The organism is Streptomyces sp. NPDC088147 (assembly GCF_044741565.1).
Taxonomy (GTDB): Bacteria; Actinomycetota; Actinomycetes; order Streptomycetales; family Streptomycetaceae; genus Streptomyces.
On sequence record NZ_JBIUSY010000003.1, the window covers coordinates 32,581 to 49,641 of the forward strand.

Here is a 17,061-nt window from a genome sequence, read left to right on the forward strand (position 1 = left end):
CGGACAACAGCTCCAACCCGATGGTGCGAGACGATGTTCCCGCAGGCCAGGCATATACCCCCACCATCAGTACGCCGATGGCGAACGTGAGACGCCCGGATACCGCGTGTCGCCCCTTCCCACTAGGAATGTCTTACCCGCAAGCAGTGACACTCCATGCGGCGCACCCCGGTTCCCTCCGCTACGGGCGAACACCCTTGCGCTCCCGAACGCGCTCACGCGCCCCCATATCGGGAACGCTCCGCGATCGGACGCCGACCCAGCGTAACTCCGGGCGGGGTTGGGGAGTTGCCCCGGGTATGTCCTTCACCGTTCCGCTCCCCCGCGCCACGCTCGAAGGGGGCCGCGCGCAGTCGCACGCCCAGGCGCACGACGCGGGGGCGCCCGAGGGGCCTTCCGTGGCGTCGTCCGCGGGATCGTTCGCGTGGTGGTACGAGAAGGGGCTGGGCTGGGCGACCGTCGCGGGGCCGCCGGTCCAGCTGCTCACCGGGCTCCGCTTCGACGTACTGGAGCTGCCCGCGGACGCGGGGGACGCCGTGCTGCGGCGGACGGCCGCGACGGGGCCGGTGGCGCTCCACGGGGAGCGGATGGCGTTTCTGGTGGCCGCGGGGAGCGCCGACGAGGTGCCGGGGCTGCTCGACTGGCTGGAGTGGGGCGGGATCGCCCTGGGCCTGACCGCGCTCGGCGCGGACGGACGGATGCCGGCTCCCGGACCGCCCCGGTGGCCGTGCGCCACGGGAGCCGCCGCGCAGGGGGCCGCCGTCTGGTTGCGGCCCCCCGAGCCCGGACGCGAGGTGGAGCCGACGCTGCCGTCGCTCGCACCGTTCGGGTACGAAGGCGGTGACGGGGGCAGCGGTGGGGGTGCCCCCGATCTCGTACGACTCGTGGACGCGGCGGCGACTGCGTGCCACCGGGCCCGTTTGCTGCGCGGAAATACTCTTCGTACGAGAACTCAGCCGTTGGCCTTCTCGTAGGCTTCACGGATCTCGGCGGGAACACGGCCGCGGTCGTTGACGCTGTAGCCGTTCTCCTTCGCCCACTTGCGGATTTCCGCGGTGTCCTTGTTACCGCCGACGGCGACACGGCCCTTGCCACGGCTGCCCGCGGCGCGACCGCCGGTGCGCCGGCCACCCTTGGTGTAGGGATCGAGCAGACCCCGCAGCTTGTCCGCATTGGCGGTCGTGAGGTCAATCTCGTAGGTCTTGCCGTCCAGAGCGAACGTCACCGTCTCGTCCGCCTCGCCGCCGTCGAGGTCATCGACAAGAAGGACCTGAACCTTCTGTGCCACCGGATTTCCTTTCATCGAAAATGCAGTACGCGGAAAGGAAACCGCTTTTCTCAGGAAAACACAAACCCCCGGCAGAGGTTCAGTGCAGCGAGAACACGGGAAACGTGCGCGATTCGGACATAGGGTCTGGTGTCTTCCCGGCGATCACAGGTGCAGAAGCATCCGGCTGTTGCCCAAGGTGTTCGGCTTCACCCGTTCGAGACCGAGGAACTCGGCAACACCCTCGTCATAGGAACGCAGCAGCTCTCTGTACACATCTCCGCCGACCGGCGTCTCGCCGATCTCCACGAACCCGCGCTTCGCGAAGAACTCGACTTCGAAGGTGAGACAGAATACGCGCCGCACTCCGAGCCAGCGGGCGGTCTCCAGCAGCTTGTCCAGGAGTTGATGCCCGGCCCCGGTGCCCCTGGCGACGGGATCCACGGCGAGTGTGCGCACTTCGGCGAGGTCTTCCCACATGACATGCAAGGCACCGCACCCGATGACACTCGCGTCCTCGTCGCGTTCCGCGACCCAGAACTCCTGGATGTCCTCGTAAAGCGTCACCGGCGCTTTGTCGAGCAGGATGCCTTCGCTCACGTAAGGGTCCACGAGACGGCGGACCGCCGGTACATCCCTGGTCCTGGCCCGTCTGACGGTGAGGGCATTTGCTGCGGCATTGGGAAGCGGAACGGCTGACGGCATGACTGGACGCTATCGCTCCGACTCGCGCCCGGCGTCGGCGCCCTCGGCAGGCCCTTCGGACGCTTCCGGGCCTTCCCGCCCTTCCGGTTCTTCGCGGTCTTGTTGCCGGTCTTGTACACCGGCCCCTTCGTTACTGACCGCTTCCGTTTCTGTACTGATCGCTTCCGAATCGGCTTCTTCGGCGGCGACTTCTTCCGCGGGGCCCTCTTCCGTACGGTCGCCTTCCGCGTGGTCGCCTTCCGGCCGGTCACCTTCCGGCCGGTCACCTTCCGGCCGGTCACCTTCCGGCCGGTCCCGGTTCACCAGATGGACCGCGTCCTCCAGTGACTGACGCTGCTCGGGCGACATCATGCCGAAGAAGGCGACAAGCGCGGCGGCGGGGTTGTCGCTCTTCGACCAGGCCTCGTTCATTAGGGCCGCGGCGTAGGCGGCGCGGGTGGAGACCGCTGTATATCGATAGGCGCGGCCGTCGACTTCCCTGCGCACCCAGCCCTTCTGATGGAGATTGTCCATTACGGTCATGACGGTGGTGTAGGCGATGGACCGCTCCTGCTGAAGGTCTTCGAGGACTTCCCGGACGGTGACCGGACGGTTCCATTGCCAGACGCGTGTCATGACGGCGTCTTCCAGGTCTCCCAATTGTCGGGGCACAGCGTCACCATAGTGCGAGATGTCCGAATGGCCGGTTATTGACGTAACAAAAAGGACGTACGACTGGAATCAGTCGTACGTCCTGGTCATATGGTGAGCGCCGCGCGCGCCTCAGGCTTTGTGCGGACCCGGGGTACCGCCCTGCTGCTGGGCGGCTTCCGCGCGGGCCATCGCCGCGTCGACGGCGGCGTCCTCCTTGGACTTGTTGGGACCACCCTGGCTCTTGACGATCGTCACGACCAGGCCGGTGAAGAAGGCGGCCATCACCACGGGGGGCAGGAGCGCGGATACGTAGTCCATGCCGTCCAGAGTAGCTATCCGGCGGCGCGCTCCTCCGGCGGGGGCGAGGGTCGGCGTCGCGGCGGGAAGACCTCGGAGGGCTTGGGCATCGGCCGGTCCTTCTCGGGGCGCTCCGGACGGCCGGGCCCGCGGGGCTTCTGGGGTTTGTGGGGCTCGCGGGGCTCCCGGGGCTCCCGGGCCGGTTCGTCGGCGGCGCGTCCGCCGGGGAGCGCGAGGAGGCGGGTGCGGGGCGCGGGGGTCCTGACGGCGGGGACACCGGCCAGTCCTGGGCGCGCCGACCGGTCCACGAGCCGCCGGCAGCGGTCGAGCAGGGCCGCCGCGACCGGATTGCCGCGCAGGGCGCGCAGCGCCGCGAGATCGTCGGACCGGGGGCGGTAGCCGGCCGCCAGGGCGTCCTGGAGCAGCTCCAGATAGCCCGTGAGAGACCCGGGAAGCGCCTCACGGTACCTGGCGAGGTCGGCCTGGAGAAAGGCCCGCAGGCGCCCGGCCTCGCGCACCGCCTCGTCCACGGACTCGGCGAGGGCCAGGCAGGCCCGGACGTCCTCGTTCGGGAGCGGGGCGGGATGGAGGGCAACGGCGAGGGCACGTCGGAGCACACTCAGCTCGTCCGCACCGAAGGCCATGCCGCCGCGGGATCCGTATGGCGTGGGCATGCGGCGACACTACGCGCCAAAGGGACAAAATCCGCTTAATGCCCCTCTTCTGGCGCGGCCCGCCCGCCGAACGAGGGACGGGCGAACGAGGGACGGCGAACGGGGTACGGCGGTGCTCCCCCGCCCGCGCCGCCCCACCCCGCCGGTGCCGGGCGCTCACATACGCGAGACGTTGCGCTCGTACACCAGGCGCAGCCCGATCAGGGTGAGCCAGGGCTCGTGCTCGTCGATCACGGACGCCTCGCCCAGCACCATGGGGGCGAGGCCGCCGGTCGCGATCACCGTGACCTCCTCGGGGTCCTCGGCCAGCTCGCGCGCCATCCGCGCGACCACCCCGTCGACCTGGCCCGCGAAGCCGTACAGGATGCCCGCCTGCATCGCCTCGACCGTGTTCTTGCCGATCACGCTGCGCGGCCGGGCCAGCTCGATCTTGCGGAGCTGGGCGCCCTTGACGCCGAGCGCCTCCACCGAGATCTCGATGCCGGGGGCGATGACACCGCCCGCGTACTCGCCGCGCGCGCTGACCGCGTCGAAGGTCGTCGCCGTACCGAAGTCGACGACGATCGCCGGGCCGCCGTACAGCTCGACCGCCGCGACCGCGTTGATGATGCGGTCCGCGCCGACCTCCTTGGGGTTGTCCATCAGGATCGGCACGCCCGTCTTGATGCCGGGCTCCACGAGGACGGCGGGGACGTCACCGTAGTAGCGGCGGGTCACCTCGCGCAGTTCGTGCAGGACGGACGGGACCGTCGAGCAGATCGCGATCCCCTCGATGCCGTCGCCCAGTTCGTCGCCGAGCAGCGGGTGCATCCCCATCAGTCCCTGGAGGAGCACGGCGAGTTCGTCGGCGGTGCGGCGGGCGTCGGTGGAGATGCGCCAGTGCTCGACGATCTCCTCTCCGTCGAACAGACCGAGGACGGTATGGGTGTTGCCGACGTCGATGGTGAGCAGCATCAGGCGCCGGCCTCTCGCAGGTCCAGGCCGATGTCGAGGATCGGGGAGGAGTGGGTGAGCGCGCCGACCGCGAGGAAGTCGACGCCCGTCTCCGCGTAGGCACGCGCGTTGCCGAGGACGAGCCGGCCCGAGGACTCCAGCACCGCGCGGCCCGCGACGATGCCCACGGCCTCCGCCGTCTCGGCCGGGGTGAAGTTGTCCAGCAGGATCAGATCGGCGCCCGCGTCCAGGACTTCGCGGACCTGGTGGAGGGTGTCGACCTCGACCTCGATCGGTACGTCGGAAAACGTGTCCCGTACGGCCTTGAACGCCTCGGCGACCCCGCCCGCCGCGACGACGTGGTTGTCCTTGACCAGGGCCGCGTCGGAGAGCGACATCCGGTGGTTGACCCCGCCGCCGCAGCGCACCGCGTACTTCTCCAGGGCGCGCAGCCCGGGGGTGGTCTTGCGGGTGTCGCGGACCTTGGCGCCGGTGCCTTCGAGTACGTCGGCCCACGCGCGCGTGGCGGTCGCGATACCGGAGAGCCGGCACAGCAGGTTGAGCGCGCTGCGCTCGGCGGTGAGCAGATCGCGGGTGCGGGTGGTGACGCTGAGCAGCTTCTGGCCGGCCTCGACGCGGTCGCCGTCGGCGGCATGGCGCTCGACGGCGAACTCCTCCGTACAGACGAGGGAGAGCACGGCCTCGGCGATGTGCAGCCCCGCGACCGTACCGCTCTCGCGGGCGGTGAAGTCGCCGGTGGCGACGGCGTCCTCGGGGACGGTCGCGACGGTCGTCACGTCCACGCCGTGATCGAGGTCCTCCGCGACGGCGACATGCGCGATGTCCTCGACCTGGACGGGGTCGAGGCCCGCCTCGGCGAGCAGCTCGGCGAGGGCGGGGTCGAGGCCGCACTCCAGGTCGTCGGGGCCGTAGCCGTCCTCGCCCGCGGAGCAGCCGCAGCCGTCGCCGCAGCCGCCCTGGGGGGCCGGTGTCGCGGCCGGGGCGCCGATCTGGATGAGCGGTACGTCCACGGGCTCGGGGCGCGGACTGTCTTCGGGCGTGCTCACGGTTACGGCTCCCTGGGGGCGTCGGCGGGGGGTGGGGTCGCGGGGCTGGATACGGCGGGGGACGCGGCGGCGGGGGACGCGGGGCCCGGGTCCACGGGGCCCGGGTCCACGGGGCCCGGGTCCACGGGCGGGAACGCGGCCGTGGCGGTGCGGCGCAGTACCGGCCGCCGGTCGGGCGTCAGGCTGATGACGAGATGGCGGGCCCAGTCGGTGTCGTCGCGCTCCGGACGGTCCTCGCGCCAGTGGCAGCCGCGGGTCTCCTCGCGCTCCAGGGCGGCGGCGACCAGGACCCGGGCGACGCAGAGCAGATTCGACGTCTCCCAGGATTCGACGCCGGGGACGGCGGCCTTTCCGTGGCCGGGGTCGTCCTGGGGCCGGTCCTGAGCCTGCTCGTACACGGTCTCCAGGGCCGCCGCGGCCGTGGACAGGCTCGCGGCGGATCTGAGCACGCCCGCGCCCTTGGACATGATCCGCTGGATTCCGGCGCGGGCTTCGGGGGCGATGAGCGGCAGCGGGACGGTGGCGTCCGGGGCGGCCGGGAGGGCGGCGGGACCGGATGCCTCCGCGGCGGCGTCCGGGCGGTTCGCCGCGATGTCCGCCGCTATCCGTTCGGCGAAGACCAGGCCCTCCAGGAGGGAGTTGGAGGCCAGCCGGTTCGCGCCGTGGACGCCCGTGCAGGCCACCTCGCCGCACGCGTACAGCCCCGGTACGGTCGTCCGCCCGCGCAGGTCCGTACGGACTCCGCCCGACGCGTAGTGGGCGGCCGGGGCCACCGGGACCGGTTCCGTGACGGGGTCGATGCCGTGCGCCCGGCAGGCCGCCAGGATGGTGGGGAAGCGGGTCTCCCACATCGCGGCGCCGAAGTGCCTGGCGTCCAGGTACATGTGCTCGGCGCCCCGCTCGTGCATCCGGCGCGTGATCGCCTTGGCGACGATGTCGCGCGGGGCCAGCTCCGCCAGTTCGTGCTGTCCGAGCATGAACCGGACGCCGTCCGCGTCGACGAGATGGGCTCCCTCGCCCCGTACCGCCTCGGAGACCAGCGGCTGCTGGCCCTCGGCGCCGGTGCCGAGGAAGAGCACCGTCGGGTGGAACTGGACGAACTCCAGGTCGGAGACCTCCGCGCCCGCGCGCAGCGCCAGCGCCACCCCGTCGCCCGTGGAGACGGCGGGGTTGGTCGTCGCCGAGAAGACCTGGCCCATGCCGCCGGTGGCCAGGATCACCGCGGGGGCGCGGACCGCGCCGACGCCGTCGTGCTGGCCCTCGCCCATCACATGGAGGGTGACGCCCGACGTACGGCCGTGCTCGTCCGTCAGCAGGTCCAGGACCAGGGCGTTCTCGACCGTGCGGAGCGCGGCGTCGCGGACCGCCTCGACCAGGGCGCGGGAGATCTCGGCGCCGGTCGCGTCGCCGCCCGCGTGGGCGATACGGCGCCGGTGGTGGCCGCCCTCGCGGGTGAGCTGGAGCTCGCCGGTGGCGGAGGTGTCGAAGTGCGCGCCGGTGCCGATCAGCCGCCGTACGGCCGCGGGGCCCTCGGTGACGAGCGTGCGGACCGCTTCCTCGTCGCACAGGCCCGCGCCCGCGACGAGGGTGTCCGCCAGGTGCTGTCCGGGGGTGTCGCCCTCGCCGAGCGCGGCGGCGATGCCGCCCTGCGCCCAGCGCGTGGAGCCGTCGTCGAGCCGGGCCTTGGTGACGACGACCGTACGGAGCCCGGCGGCGGTGCAGCGCAGGGCCGCGGTGAGACCGGCGACGCCGGAGCCGACCACGACGACATCGGCGTCGATGGCCCACCCGGGCGCGGGGGCGGTCAGCCGTATACCGGTTCCGGTCACTGGGAGGCTCCGAAGGTCAGCGGGATGTTGTCGATCAGCCGCGTGGTCCCGACGCGCGCGGCGACGGCGAGGACCGCCTCGCCGGTGTGGTCGTCGGGGACGTCGGTGAAGTCGGCGGGGTCGACCAGCGCCAGATAGTCGAGGGTCAGCGGCGGTACGGTCCTGGTCGCCTGGTCGAGGACGGCGCGGGCCGCGGCCCGTACGCCGTCCGCCCCGTTCCAGTCCTCGCCCGCGCTGCCCGCCGCGGCCACCGCGTGGGCGTCGGCCGCGAGCCGGGCCTCACCGAGGGCGGAGAGCGCGGCGGCCCGCGCGCCGGGCGTGGGCGCGTACTCGGCGCGGGCGCGCAGGGCCTGCTGGGCGCCGAGCCGGTCGCGGGCGGCGAACAGGGCCCCGGACAGCGCGAGGGCGGTGCGGCGCTCGGGGACGGACAGATAGCGGTTCCGGCTGGAGAGCGCGAGACCGTCGTCGTCACGGACCGTCGGTACGCCGACGATCTCGGCCGGGAAGTTCAGATCGCGGGCCATCCGGCGGACCAGGGCGAGCTGCTGGGCGTCCTTCTGGCCGAAGAAGGCGGCGTCGGCGCGGGTGAGGTGGAGCAGTTTGGCGACGACGGTCAGCATCCCGTCGAAGTGTCCGGGGCGCGAGACGCCTTCGAGACGCGCGCCCATGGGGCCCGCCGTGACCGTGACCTGGGGGGCGCCGCCGGGGTAGACCTCGTCGGCGGCCGGCGCGAAGACGGCGTCGGCGCCCGCCTCCGCCGCGGTCTTCAGGTCGGCTTCGAGCGTGCGGGGGTAGCGCTCCAGGTCCTCGCCCGCGCCGAACTGGAGCGGGTTGACGAAGACGGTGACCACGACGAACCCGTCGGGCCCCGCGTGGGCGCGGGCGGCCCGTACGAGGCTCGCGTGCCCGTCGTGGAGCGCGCCCATGGTCATCACCACCGCGATACGGCCGGGGGCCGGGCGCCTCTCCAGGAGGCGGTCGAGGTCCGCGCGCGTGGGGGCGAGTTCGAGGCTCATCGGATGGTCTCCACGTCTCTCTCCACGTCTCCAGGATGCGCGTGCGCGGTCGTCTTCGGGACATGTGTCAGGACGGGGACGCGGGTCAGGACGTCAGGGCGCGTACGCGTGGTCATCGGGTGCCCCCGGCGCCGTCCCCACGGGCCTCCCCGAGGGCGTCGCCGTCGGCGAGGACATCGAGGAGGTCCTCCGCCAGCTCGGGCTTGAGCAGACCGTGCGCCAGCGCCCGGTCGGCGGTCGTACGGGCCATCGCGAGATACCCGGCCACGGCGCCGGGCGCGTGCGCGCGCAGCTCGGCGACATGCGCGGCGACCGTACCCGCGTCCCCGCGCGCCACCGGCCCGGTGAGAGCGGCGTCCCCGGAACGCAGCGCGTTGTCCAGGGCGGCGCCGAGCAGCGGGCCGAGCATCCGGTCGGGCGCCTCGACCCCGGCGGTGCGCAGCAGCTCCATCGACTGGGCGACCAGCGTGACCAGGTGGTTCGCGCCCAGGGCCAGGGCCGCGTGGTAAAGCGGACGGGACTCCTCCGCGATCCACTCGGGCTCGCCGCCCATCTCGATGACCAGCGCCTCGGCGGCCAGGCGCAGTTCCTCGGGAGCGGTGACGCCGAAGGAGCAGCCGGCCAGCCGCTGGACGTCCACGGACGTGCCGGTGAACGTCATCGCGGGATGGAGGGCGAGCGGCAGGGCGCCGGCGCGCAGAGCCGGGTCGAGCACCTTCGCGCCGTACCGCCCCGAGGTGTGCACGAGCAGCTGCCCCGGCCGTACGGCGCCGGTCTCGGCGAGGCCCTCGACCAGTCCGGGCAGCGCGTCGTCGGGAACGGTCAGCAGCACCAGATCGGCGCGCGCGAGGACTTCGGCGGGGGTGACGATCGGGATGTCGGGCAGCAGCGCCGCCGCCCTCCGTACCGAGGCGTCCGATACGCCGGAGACGGCGACCGGACGGTGCCCGGCGAGCCGCAGGGACGCGGCCAGCGCGGGGCCGACACGGCCCGCTCCGACGACGCCGACCGTGAGCCGCGCGGGGCGGTCCCGGGGATCGAAGGGTTCCTGTGCTGTGGGGTTCACGCGGTGGGGCCTTCCGTTCCAGTCCGCGGTGGGTACCGGACGATTTCCCGCCATGCTACGCCAGCGTCGCGCCCCGCCACTTGGCTGTCCACAGGCTGTGGGCAGGGCGCCGCGCGTGGGCAATGATCGGTCCATGGGAGAGACAAGTGAGCAGGCCGGTGGAGCCGATCGGGCCGACCGGCTCCATGAGGCCGGGCCGGACGGCGAGAAGCTCCGTCCGGCCGGACCGGACGACGGGAACCCTCATGCGACGGGACCGGACGGCGGGACGACCGCGCAGGCCGCGCGGCGGCGCAGGCTGGCCGCGTGGCGGGCGTCGGAACGCGTGCTGGTCCGTGCGCCGATGGACCGGCCGATGGGCGGACAGCTGACCGCCCTGGCCGCGGACGCGGGGTCCGTGTACGACATGGACGACCATCCGGACGTGTACGGCGACGGGATCGTCACGGAGCTGGAGCGGCGGGTGGCCGCGCTGCTCGGCTTCCCCGCCGCGGCCTTCTTCCCGACGGGCACGATGGCGCAGCAGGTGGCGCTGCGCTGCTGGGCGGGGCGTACGGGCAACAGCACGGTGGCGCTGCATCCGCTCGCCCACCCCGAGGTGCACGAGGCCGGTGCGCTGCCGGTGGTCAGCGGGCTGCGGACGGTCCACCCGACGAAGGAGCCGCGGCTGCCCACCGCCGAGGAGGTCCAGGACCTGGCCGAGCCCTTCGGCACGCTGATGCTGGAACTGCCGCTGCGCGACGCGGGGTTCGTCCTGCCGTCCTGGGACGAGCTGGTGGCGACGGTGGACGCGGCGCGGGAGCGGGACGCCGTGGTGCATGTCGACGGCGCGCGGCTGTGGGAGTGCGCCTCGCACTTCGGGCGCCCGCTCGCGGAGATCGCGGGGCTCGCGGACAGCGTCTACGTGTCCTTCTACAAGTCGCTCAACGGGCTGTCGGGCGCGGTGCTCGCCGGTCCCCCGGAGCTGGTGGAGGAGGCGCGGGTCTGGCGGCACCGCTATGGGGGCCAGGTCTTCCAGCAGTATCCGGCGGCGCTGGCGGCCCTGCTGGGGCTGGAGCGCGAACTGCCCAGGCTGCCCGCGTACGTGGAGCACGCGCGCGTGGTGGCCGCGGCGCTGGCGGAGGGCTTCGCGGCGTCGTCCGTCCCGTGGTTCCGCGTACACCCGGAGCCGCCGCACACCCATCAGTTCCAGGTGTGGCTGCCGTACGCACCGGACGTGCTGAACGAGGCGGCGGTGCGGCAGGCGGAGGAGACGAAGACGGCGCTGTTCCGGGTCTGGTCGGCCCCGGCCGCCGCCCTTCCCGGTGTCTCCTTCACGGAGGTCACGGTGGCGGAGCCGGGGCTGGAGTGGACGGCGGAGGAGGTACGGGCGGCGGTCGAGGAGTTCGTGACGCGGGTGCTGGAGGCGCAGTCCTAGGCCCTGTCTTCACAGTAGCGCCGTCCGCCCGGAGGGCGGGCCCGCCGTACCCGCCGGGCCCATCGCGTCAGCGCCGTACGGAGGCGGGCCCGTCCCGGCGGGCGGGGCCCGGACGCGGACCCGGACCCGAACCCGGGCTCGGGCTTCGCGCGGAGGCGCCGGTACTCCCGGATCGTGCGCAGGGTCTCGCGGTCGTAGCGGCCCGGCGGAGGCGGGGCCGGCTCGCCCCGCCGGGCCGCGCGGTAACTGTCGAACAGGTGCTGCTGGAGGGCGTCCATACGCTCACCCTGCGTCCGGCTCCGCCCCCCGGCCGCACCGTTTGACGCGGGCCGTCAATCGACGGACCGGTTGTCAGTGGCAGCGTGCACCATGGCTCCATGAGCGTGTTCATCGACATCACCAGCCTGCCCCCGGAGCGGATCACCTTCGGCCCGTCCCCGCTGGCGGAGCTGGGTGCCGCCCTGCACGCGCTCTCCGAGCCCGCCCACCACGCCCGGCTGCACGGCTGGATCACCACCACCTCCGCCGCGCTCAAGCCCGAGCTGGCCGACCGGCTGCACGAAGCGGACTTCCTGTGGCGGTCGATCCGCGCCGACATCCTGCTGCCCGCCACGCCCCGGGAAACGCTCGCCGAGGAGCTGGACGACCTCGATCTGATGGACGACGAGAAGTACGTGGCGGCGGCGCTGGAGATCTCCTGCTCCAGCCAGTACGGCGAGGGGCTGCCCTCGCCGCTCGTCGACGCGGGCGTGCGGCAGCGCGTCCTGGAGCTGGCGGTGGTCCGCGGTCCGCGCCAAGCCTCGTTCATACGGCAGATGCTGGCCGATCCGCCCGGGGTCAGGGCCTGGATACGGCGGCTTCTGGAGGACTGCGACGAGGCGTTCTTCGCGGACACCTGGCGGCGCGTCCGGTTCCAGCTCGCCGCCGACGCGCGGCACAAGACCGAGATGCTGCGCCACAAGGGCCTCGCGGAGGCCGTCGCCGCCGTCTCCCCCGCCATCACGCTGGAGGAGGACGGGCCGCGTACGAGGATCGTGGTGGACAAGCTGTCCGACGCTCGTACGACCGCGACGGGACGGGGGCTGACGTTCCTGCCGACCGCCTTCGGCCGGCCCCATCTGCTGGCGCTGGCCGCGCCCGGCTGGCAGCCCGTCGTGCAGTACCCGGTCTCCACGCGGGAGCTGACGGACGCCACCCCCGTCGACACGGTCCAGCTGCGCCTGGAGGCGGTCGCGCACCCCATGCGGATGCGGCTGTGCCGGAGCCTGGCCCGCGGCTCGTACTCGACGGGCGAGCTGGCCGATACGTACGGGATCACCGCGCCCGAGGTCTCCCGGCATCTGGCGGTGCTGCGGAAGGCGGGGCTGCTGACGACCCAGCGGCGCGGACGCTATGTGCTGCACCAGCTGGATGTCGCCGTGGTGGCCCGGCTCGGCAGCGACTTCCTTGAGGGGGTGCTGCGCTGACGGCACGCCACCTCCGGAAGCCCGTGAACGGACAGGAGCGTCCGGCGGCCCTCAGCCGAAGCGGATGCGGCTCGGCCCGGCCGCCCCGGCGACCGCCCAGGCGAGCGTATCGGCGGACCGCCCCCGGCGACCGTATCGGCGACCTGAGGGACGGTCGGCCGGTCTCTTTCGTCGGGATCAGGCCGGCCCGCCGCCCCCGGCCCGCACGAGTCCCGTCTCGTAGGCGAGGACGACCACCTGCACGCGGTCGCGCAGTCCGAGCTTGGTGAGGATCCGGCCGACATGCGTCTTCACGGTGGCCTCGGAGAGCACCAGCCGGCCGGCGATCTCCCCGTTCGACAGCCCCTGCGCGACCAGCATCATGACCTCGCGCTCCCGGTCGGTCAGCCGGTCCAGCTCCTTGTGCCGCGGCTTGCCCGCGCTGGGCAGCATCGGCGAGAAGCGGTCCAGCAGCCGCCGTGTGGTGGACGGGGCGACGACGGCGTCACCGCTGTGCACCGAGCGGATCGCGCTGAGCAGCTCGCTCGGCGGCACGTCCTTCAGCATGAATCCGCTCGCCCCGGCCTTGAGCCCGGAGAACGCGTACTCGTCCAGGTCGAAGGTGGTCAGGATGAGCACCTTCGGAGCGTCGGGCTCCGCGCAGATCCGGCGGGTCGCCTCGACGCCGTCCAGCCGGGGCATACGGACGTCCATCAGGACGACGTCGACGGCGGTGGAGCGGAGGTTCTCGATCGCCTCCGCGCCGTCCCCGGCCTCCGCGACGACCTCCATGTCGGGCTGCGCGGCCAGCACCATACGGAATCCGGTGCGCAGCAGCACCTGGTCGTCGACGAGCATGACGCGGATCGACATCTGCGGGGTCCTTGTCCGATAGTCCGATAGCGATAGGGGGGTGGCAGCCGCCAGAACGAGCGGTGGCACCCGGTAGGCAGAGGGGGCAGACGGAGCAGAGGGAGCGGTAGCGGCCGGCAGGCGGTGACGGCGGAGGCCCGTACACCCCCGCGCGCCTCAGTTCGCCGGTTTCAGCGGCAGCAGCGCGCTGATCCGGAAGCCGCCGCCGGGTCGCGGCCCGGCATCCAGTGTGCCGCCGACCATACCGACCCTTTCCCGCATGCCGATGAGCCCGTGCCCGCGCCCGTCGGCCCCGCCGTCCTCGTACAGCTCGTGGGCCGCGCCCCGCCCGTCGTCCTCGACGAGCAGTCCGAGCCCGTCGTCGAAGTAGACCAGACGCACGCTGGCGCCCACATCGGGTCCGCCGTGCTTGCGGCTGTTGGTGAGGGCCTCCTGCACGATGCGGTACGCGGTCAGCTCCACCCCGCTGGGCAGCGGACGCGGGGTCCCCTCGATCCGGAAGTCCACGGCCAGACCGGCGTCCCGTACCTTCTCGACCAGATCCTCTATCTGCCCGACATCGGGCTGCGGTACGTACTCGCCGCTCTCCTTGCCGTCCCCGGTGCGCAGCACGCCCAGCAGTCTGCGCATCTCGGCGAGCGCCTGCCTGCCGGTGCTCGAAATGGTCTCCAGGGCCTGCTTGGCCTGGTCGGGCGCGGCGTCCAGCACATAGGCGGCGCCGTCCGCCTGGACCACCATCACCGAGACGTTGTGCGCGACCACGTCGTGCAGCTCACGGGCGATCCTGGCCCGCTCGGCGGCGACCGCCACCTTGGCCTGCGCCTCGCGCTCCTTCTCCAGCCGGGTGGCGCGCTCCTCCAGCTGGTCGAAGTAGGCGCGGCGGGTACGGATGGAGTCGCCCAGCACCCAGGCGAGGGCGAACGGCACGCCCATGACGACGGCGTAGCCGACCCGGCCCGCGATGCCGATGCCCCCCTCGGGCCAGCGCACCTGTGACAAGGGCGCGGCGAGCAGCCCGCCGATCAGCGCGAGCCGCGAGGCCCAGCGCGGCCCGCCCTCCGCGGCGACGGTGTAGATGATCACCATCATCGCGAAGTCCGCCGGGTTGGGCTCCACGTCCAGGGCGAGCTGGGCGAGGCCCAGGCCCAGCATGAGCAGCAGCATCTTCTCGGGCGCGCGGCGGCGCAGCGCGACGGAGACGCTCAGGAGCAGGACCAGGGGGATGGCCACCACGCCCTGGTTCTCCTGGACCACCCACAACAGGGAAAGCCCGAAGAGCAGGACGGCCCAGAAGCCGTCGACGCCCGTCGGGTGTCCTCGGAGAAAGTCGTAGAAGCGCTGCACGTAACCCAGCGTAGTGAGGCGGAAAAGGCGGAGGGTCAACCGGAGGGCCGATCCGGTCGGCGGAATCGTACTCCCCAAGGTGGAGACTTGACGCCGTGACGGATGAGACGTGTAAGCCGCGCGGGGTGCCGGGTATGCCGCGGGGGGCGAAGGACGGGCGGTGCGACGCCGGACCTCTCCGGTGGCGTACGGCCGCGGAGCGCGCGCTGTACGGCCCGGACGGCTTCTATCTGCGCCCCGAGGGACCGGCCGCGCATTTCCGTACGTCGGTCCACGCCTCGCCGCTCTTCGCCGCCGCCGTCGCCCGGCTGCTGGCCCTGACCGCCGAGCGGCTGGACACGGACGAGGTGGCGCTGGTCGATGTCGGCGCGGGCCGCGGCGAGCTGCTTTCCGGAATCCTGGCCGCGGTCCCCGACGGGCTCGCGGTGCGGCCGTACGCCGTCGAACGCGCGCCGCGCCCCGCGGGCCTGGATCCCCGTATCGAGTGGCGTACGGAGCCGCCGGCCGGGGTCAGCGGGCTGCTCTTCGCGAACGAATGGCTCGACAACGTCCCCGTCGACGTCGCGGAGACCGGCCCCGACGGGGTCGTCCGGTACGTCCTCGTCCGGCCGGACGGCTCCGAGGAGCCGGGCGAACCGGTCGGTGGACCCGACGCCGAGTGGCTCGCCCGCTGGTGGCCGCCGGCCGGCCCCGGCACCCGCGCGGAGATCGGCCGGCCGCGCGACGAGGCGTGGGCGGCGGCCGTCGCCACCCTGGAGCGGGGGCTGGCGGTCGCGGTCGACTACGCGCACGTACGGGACGCCCGGCCGCCCTTCGGCACCCTGACCGGCTTCCGGGCGGGCCGGGAGGTGCCCCCCGTACCGGACGGCGGCTGCGATCTCACCGCCCATGTGGCACTGGACGCCTGCGCGCTGCCCGGTGCGGAGCTGCTGGACCAGCGCGAGGCCTTGCACCGGCTGGGGGTGAGCGGCGAACGGCCGCCGCTGTCCCTCGCCACCACGGATCCGGCGGCGTACGTACGGGCGCTCGCGGCGGCCGGGGAGGCGGCGGAGCTGACGGCCCGGGGCGGCCTGGGGGACTTCCGCTGGCTCATGCAGCCCGTCGGCCTCCCGGCCTGAGGAGACCTTCCCGGCCTGAGGAGACCTTCCCGGCTTGAGGAGAGCTTCCCGGCCTGGGGGACCTTCCCGGCCTGGGGGCTTCCCGGCCTGAGGAGGCACGGGGCCGGGGAGCACGACAGGCGCTCTGAGAGACTGTCGCCCATGACGGAGACCACCCGGACGACGGTCGGTATCGGCGGCGCGGCGGAGAGCACGGACATGGTGCTCAATATCGGCCCGCAGCACCCCTCCACCCACGGGGTGCTCCGGCTCCGCCTCGTGCTCGACGGCGAGGTGATCCAGCAGGCGGAACCGGTCATCGGCTATATGCACCGGGGCGCGGAGAAGCTCTTCGAGGCGCGCGACTACCGGCAGGTCCTGGTCCTCGCCAACCGCCACGACTGGCTCTCGGCGTTCTCCAACGAGCTGGGCGTGGTGATGGCCGTCGAGCGGATGCTCGGCATGGAGGTGCCCGAGCGCGCCGTATGGACCAGAACGCTGCTCGCCGAGCTGAACCGGGTGCTCAACCATCTGATGTTCCTCGGCTCGTACCCCCTCGAACTGGGTGGTATCACCCCGGTGTTCCACGCTTTCCGGGAGCGCGAGGAGCTTCAGGGCCTGATGGAGGAGATCTCCGGCGGCCGGATGCACTACATGTTCAACCGGGTCGGCGGCCTCAAGGAGGACCTCCCCGCGGGCTGGCAGGGGCGCGCCAGGGCCGCGATCGCCTCGGTGCGCTCGCGGATGGACGTGTACGACCGGCTGGTCCTCGGCAACGAGATCTTCCGGGGCCGTACCCGCGGGGTCGGGGTGCTGTCGCGGGAAGCGGTTCACGCGTACGGGGTGTCCGGGCCGATCGCCCGCGCCTCGGGCGTCGACTTCGATCTGCGCCGCGACGAGCCGTATCTCGCGTACGGCGAACTGCGCGACACGCTCACGGTCGTGACCCGCGAGGAGGGCGACTGCCTGGCGCGGTTCGAATGCCTGCTGGAGCAGACGCACAACGCGCTGGCCCTGGCGGACGCCTGTCTGGACCGGATCGCCGAGCTGCCTCCCGGGCCGATCAACCAGCGGCTGCCGAAGGTGCTGAAGGCGCCCGAGGGGCATACGTACGCGTGGACCGAGAACCCTCTCGGGATCAACGGCTACTACCTGGTGTCGAAGGGCGAGAAGACGCCGTACCGGCTGAAGCTGCGCTCGGCCTCGTTCAACAACATCCAGGCGCTGACGGAGCTGCTGCCCGGGACGCAGGTCGCCGACATGGTGGCGATCCTGGGCTCGCTGTTCTTCGTCGTCGGCGACATCGACAAGTAGCCGGTGGTGTCGGCCCGTTCCGTGCGGCCCGTTCCGTGCGGCCCGTTCGTGCGGCCGTTCCGTGCGGCCCGTTCCCCTCGCGGC

17 protein-coding genes are annotated in these 17,061 nt (G+C 72.8%); 5 read left to right on the plus strand and 12 right to left on the minus strand.

Annotated features, from left to right (window positions below):
• Positions 1 to 299: 299 nt before the first annotated feature.
• Positions 300 to 974, plus strand: coding sequence for an SCO3374 family protein (locus ACIOGX_RS10975; protein WP_401912107.1), 675 nt, complete (start codon positions 300 to 302; stop codon positions 972 to 974).
• On the opposite strand, the gene ACIOGX_RS10980 is transcribed toward ACIOGX_RS10975, so the two are convergent.
• The 10 genes from ACIOGX_RS10980 to ACIOGX_RS11025 all read right to left on the minus strand — a co-directional run bounded on the left by ACIOGX_RS10980 (position 953) and on the right by ACIOGX_RS11025 (position 9,487).
• Positions 953 to 1,288 carry an Lsr2 family protein gene (locus ACIOGX_RS10980; protein WP_129770953.1) on the minus strand — a complete coding sequence of 112 codons (336 nt, stop codon included), beginning with the start codon at positions 1,286 to 1,288 and terminating at the stop codon, positions 953 to 955. The genes ACIOGX_RS10975 and ACIOGX_RS10980 overlap by 22 nt on opposite strands.
• Positions 1,289 to 1,432: 144 nt before the next feature.
• Positions 1,433 to 1,972, minus strand: coding sequence for an amino-acid N-acetyltransferase (locus ACIOGX_RS10985; protein WP_356515523.1), 540 nt, complete (start codon positions 1,970 to 1,972; stop codon positions 1,433 to 1,435).
• 9 nt (positions 1,973 to 1,981) lie between these two features.
• Positions 1,982 to 2,587, minus strand: coding sequence for a BlaI/MecI/CopY family transcriptional regulator (locus ACIOGX_RS10990; RefSeq protein WP_401913348.1), 606 nt, complete (start codon positions 2,585 to 2,587; stop codon positions 1,982 to 1,984).
• A gap of 147 nt (positions 2,588 to 2,734) precedes the next feature.
• A complete protein-coding gene (locus ACIOGX_RS10995; RefSeq protein ID WP_129770955.1) occupies positions 2,735 to 2,923 on the minus strand; it encodes a hypothetical protein in 189 nt (62 codons plus the stop codon).
• A gap of 14 nt (positions 2,924 to 2,937) precedes the next feature.
• Positions 2,938 to 3,546 carry a hypothetical protein gene (locus ACIOGX_RS11000; RefSeq protein ID WP_401913351.1) on the minus strand — a complete coding sequence of 203 codons (609 nt, stop codon included), beginning with the start codon at positions 3,544 to 3,546 and terminating at the stop codon, positions 2,938 to 2,940.
• Positions 3,547 to 3,732: 186 nt separating this feature from the next.
• Positions 3,733 to 4,530, minus strand: coding sequence for a type III pantothenate kinase (locus tag ACIOGX_RS11005; protein WP_129770956.1), 798 nt, complete (start codon positions 4,528 to 4,530; stop codon positions 3,733 to 3,735).
• Positions 4,530 to 5,576: a carboxylating nicotinate-nucleotide diphosphorylase gene (gene nadC / locus ACIOGX_RS11010; protein ID WP_401912111.1), complete on the minus strand. Its 1,047-nt coding sequence runs from the start codon at positions 5,574 to 5,576 to the stop codon at positions 4,530 to 4,532. Before nadC ends, ACIOGX_RS11005 begins: the two co-directional genes overlap by 1 nt.
• 2 nt (positions 5,577 to 5,578) lie before the next feature.
• On the minus strand, positions 5,579 to 7,405 hold the full coding sequence (locus ACIOGX_RS11015) for an L-aspartate oxidase (RefSeq protein ID WP_401912114.1): 1,827 nt from the start codon (positions 7,403 to 7,405) through the stop codon (positions 5,579 to 5,581).
• The gene (gene panC / locus ACIOGX_RS11020; RefSeq protein WP_401912117.1) at positions 7,402 to 8,421 is read right to left on the minus strand and encodes a pantoate--beta-alanine ligase; all 1,020 of its coding nucleotides are present in this window, start codon (positions 8,419 to 8,421) and stop codon (positions 7,402 to 7,404) included. The genes ACIOGX_RS11015 and panC overlap by 4 nt, the downstream gene beginning before the upstream one ends.
• Positions 8,422 to 8,533: 112 nt before the next feature.
• Positions 8,534 to 9,487 (minus strand): Rossmann-like and DUF2520 domain-containing protein, encoded by a 954-nt coding sequence (locus ACIOGX_RS11025; protein ID WP_401912120.1) that lies wholly within the window; start codon positions 9,485 to 9,487, stop codon positions 8,534 to 8,536.
• A 133-nt stretch (positions 9,488 to 9,620) separates the two neighbouring features.
• Between ACIOGX_RS11025 and ACIOGX_RS11030 the strand changes: the two genes are divergently transcribed.
• Positions 9,621 to 10,904 (plus strand): threonine aldolase family protein, encoded by a 1,284-nt coding sequence (locus tag ACIOGX_RS11030; RefSeq protein ID WP_401912123.1) that lies wholly within the window; start codon positions 9,621 to 9,623, stop codon positions 10,902 to 10,904.
• Positions 10,905 to 11,281: 377 nt separating this feature from the next.
• On the plus strand, positions 11,282 to 12,370 hold the full coding sequence (locus ACIOGX_RS11035) for a DUF5937 family protein (protein WP_401912126.1): 1,089 nt from the start codon (positions 11,282 to 11,284) through the stop codon (positions 12,368 to 12,370).
• 177 nt (positions 12,371 to 12,547) lie between these two features.
• On the opposite strand, the gene ACIOGX_RS11040 is transcribed toward ACIOGX_RS11035, so the two are convergent.
• Entirely contained in the window at positions 12,548 to 13,222 is a 675-nt protein-coding gene (locus tag ACIOGX_RS11040; protein ID WP_129770964.1) for a response regulator transcription factor, read from the minus strand.
• A gap of 156 nt (positions 13,223 to 13,378) precedes the next feature.
• Entirely contained in the window at positions 13,379 to 14,566 is a 1,188-nt protein-coding gene (locus ACIOGX_RS11045; protein ID WP_401912128.1) for a sensor histidine kinase, read from the minus strand.
• 134 nt (positions 14,567 to 14,700) lie between these two features.
• Here ACIOGX_RS11045 and ACIOGX_RS11050 point away from each other — a divergent pair, with 134 nt between their 5' ends.
• Both ACIOGX_RS11050 and ACIOGX_RS11055 read left to right on the plus strand, forming a co-directional pair.
• Positions 14,701 to 15,684, plus strand: coding sequence for an SAM-dependent methyltransferase (locus tag ACIOGX_RS11050; RefSeq protein WP_401913354.1), 984 nt, complete (start codon positions 14,701 to 14,703; stop codon positions 15,682 to 15,684).
• A 141-nt stretch (positions 15,685 to 15,825) separates the two neighbouring features.
• Positions 15,826 to 16,977, plus strand: coding sequence for an NADH-quinone oxidoreductase subunit D (locus ACIOGX_RS11055; protein ID WP_401912131.1), 1,152 nt, complete (start codon positions 15,826 to 15,828; stop codon positions 16,975 to 16,977).
• Positions 16,978 to 17,061 lie beyond the last annotated feature (84 nt).

Bases quoted from the DNA above. Each gene is read 5' to 3' on its own strand.
- panC (WP_401912117.1), bottom strand. From the start codon at position 8,421: ATGAGCCTCGAACTCGCCCCCACGCGCGCGGACCTCGACCGCCTCCTG.
- ACIOGX_RS11035 (WP_401912126.1), top strand. From the start codon at position 11,282: ATGAGCGTGTTCATCGACATCACCAGCCTGCCCCCGGAGCGGATCACC.
- ACIOGX_RS11050 (WP_401913354.1), top strand. From the start codon at position 14,701: ATGCCGCGGGGGGCGAAGGACGGGCGGTGCGACGCCGGACCTCTCCGG.
- ACIOGX_RS11005 (WP_129770956.1), bottom strand. From the start codon at position 4,530: ATGCTGCTCACCATCGACGTCGGCAACACCCATACCGTCCTCGGTCTG.
- ACIOGX_RS11030 (WP_401912123.1), top strand. From the start codon at position 9,621: ATGGGAGAGACAAGTGAGCAGGCCGGTGGAGCCGATCGGGCCGACCGG.
- ACIOGX_RS11055 (WP_401912131.1), top strand. From the start codon at position 15,826: ATGACGGAGACCACCCGGACGACGGTCGGTATCGGCGGCGCGGCGGAG.
- ACIOGX_RS10985 (WP_356515523.1), bottom strand. From the start codon at position 1,972: ATGCCGTCAGCCGTTCCGCTTCCCAATGCCGCAGCAAATGCCCTCACC.
- ACIOGX_RS11040 (WP_129770964.1), bottom strand. From the start codon at position 13,222: ATGTCGATCCGCGTCATGCTCGTCGACGACCAGGTGCTGCTGCGCACC.
- ACIOGX_RS10990 (WP_401913348.1), bottom strand. From the start codon at position 2,587: ATGACACGCGTCTGGCAATGGAACCGTCCGGTCACCGTCCGGGAAGTC.
- ACIOGX_RS10995 (WP_129770955.1), bottom strand. From the start codon at position 2,923: ATGGACTACGTATCCGCGCTCCTGCCCCCCGTGGTGATGGCCGCCTTC.
- ACIOGX_RS10975 (WP_401912107.1), top strand. From the start codon at position 300: ATGTCCTTCACCGTTCCGCTCCCCCGCGCCACGCTCGAAGGGGGCCGC.
- ACIOGX_RS11000 (WP_401913351.1), bottom strand. From the start codon at position 3,546: ATGGCCTTCGGTGCGGACGAGCTGAGTGTGCTCCGACGTGCCCTCGCC.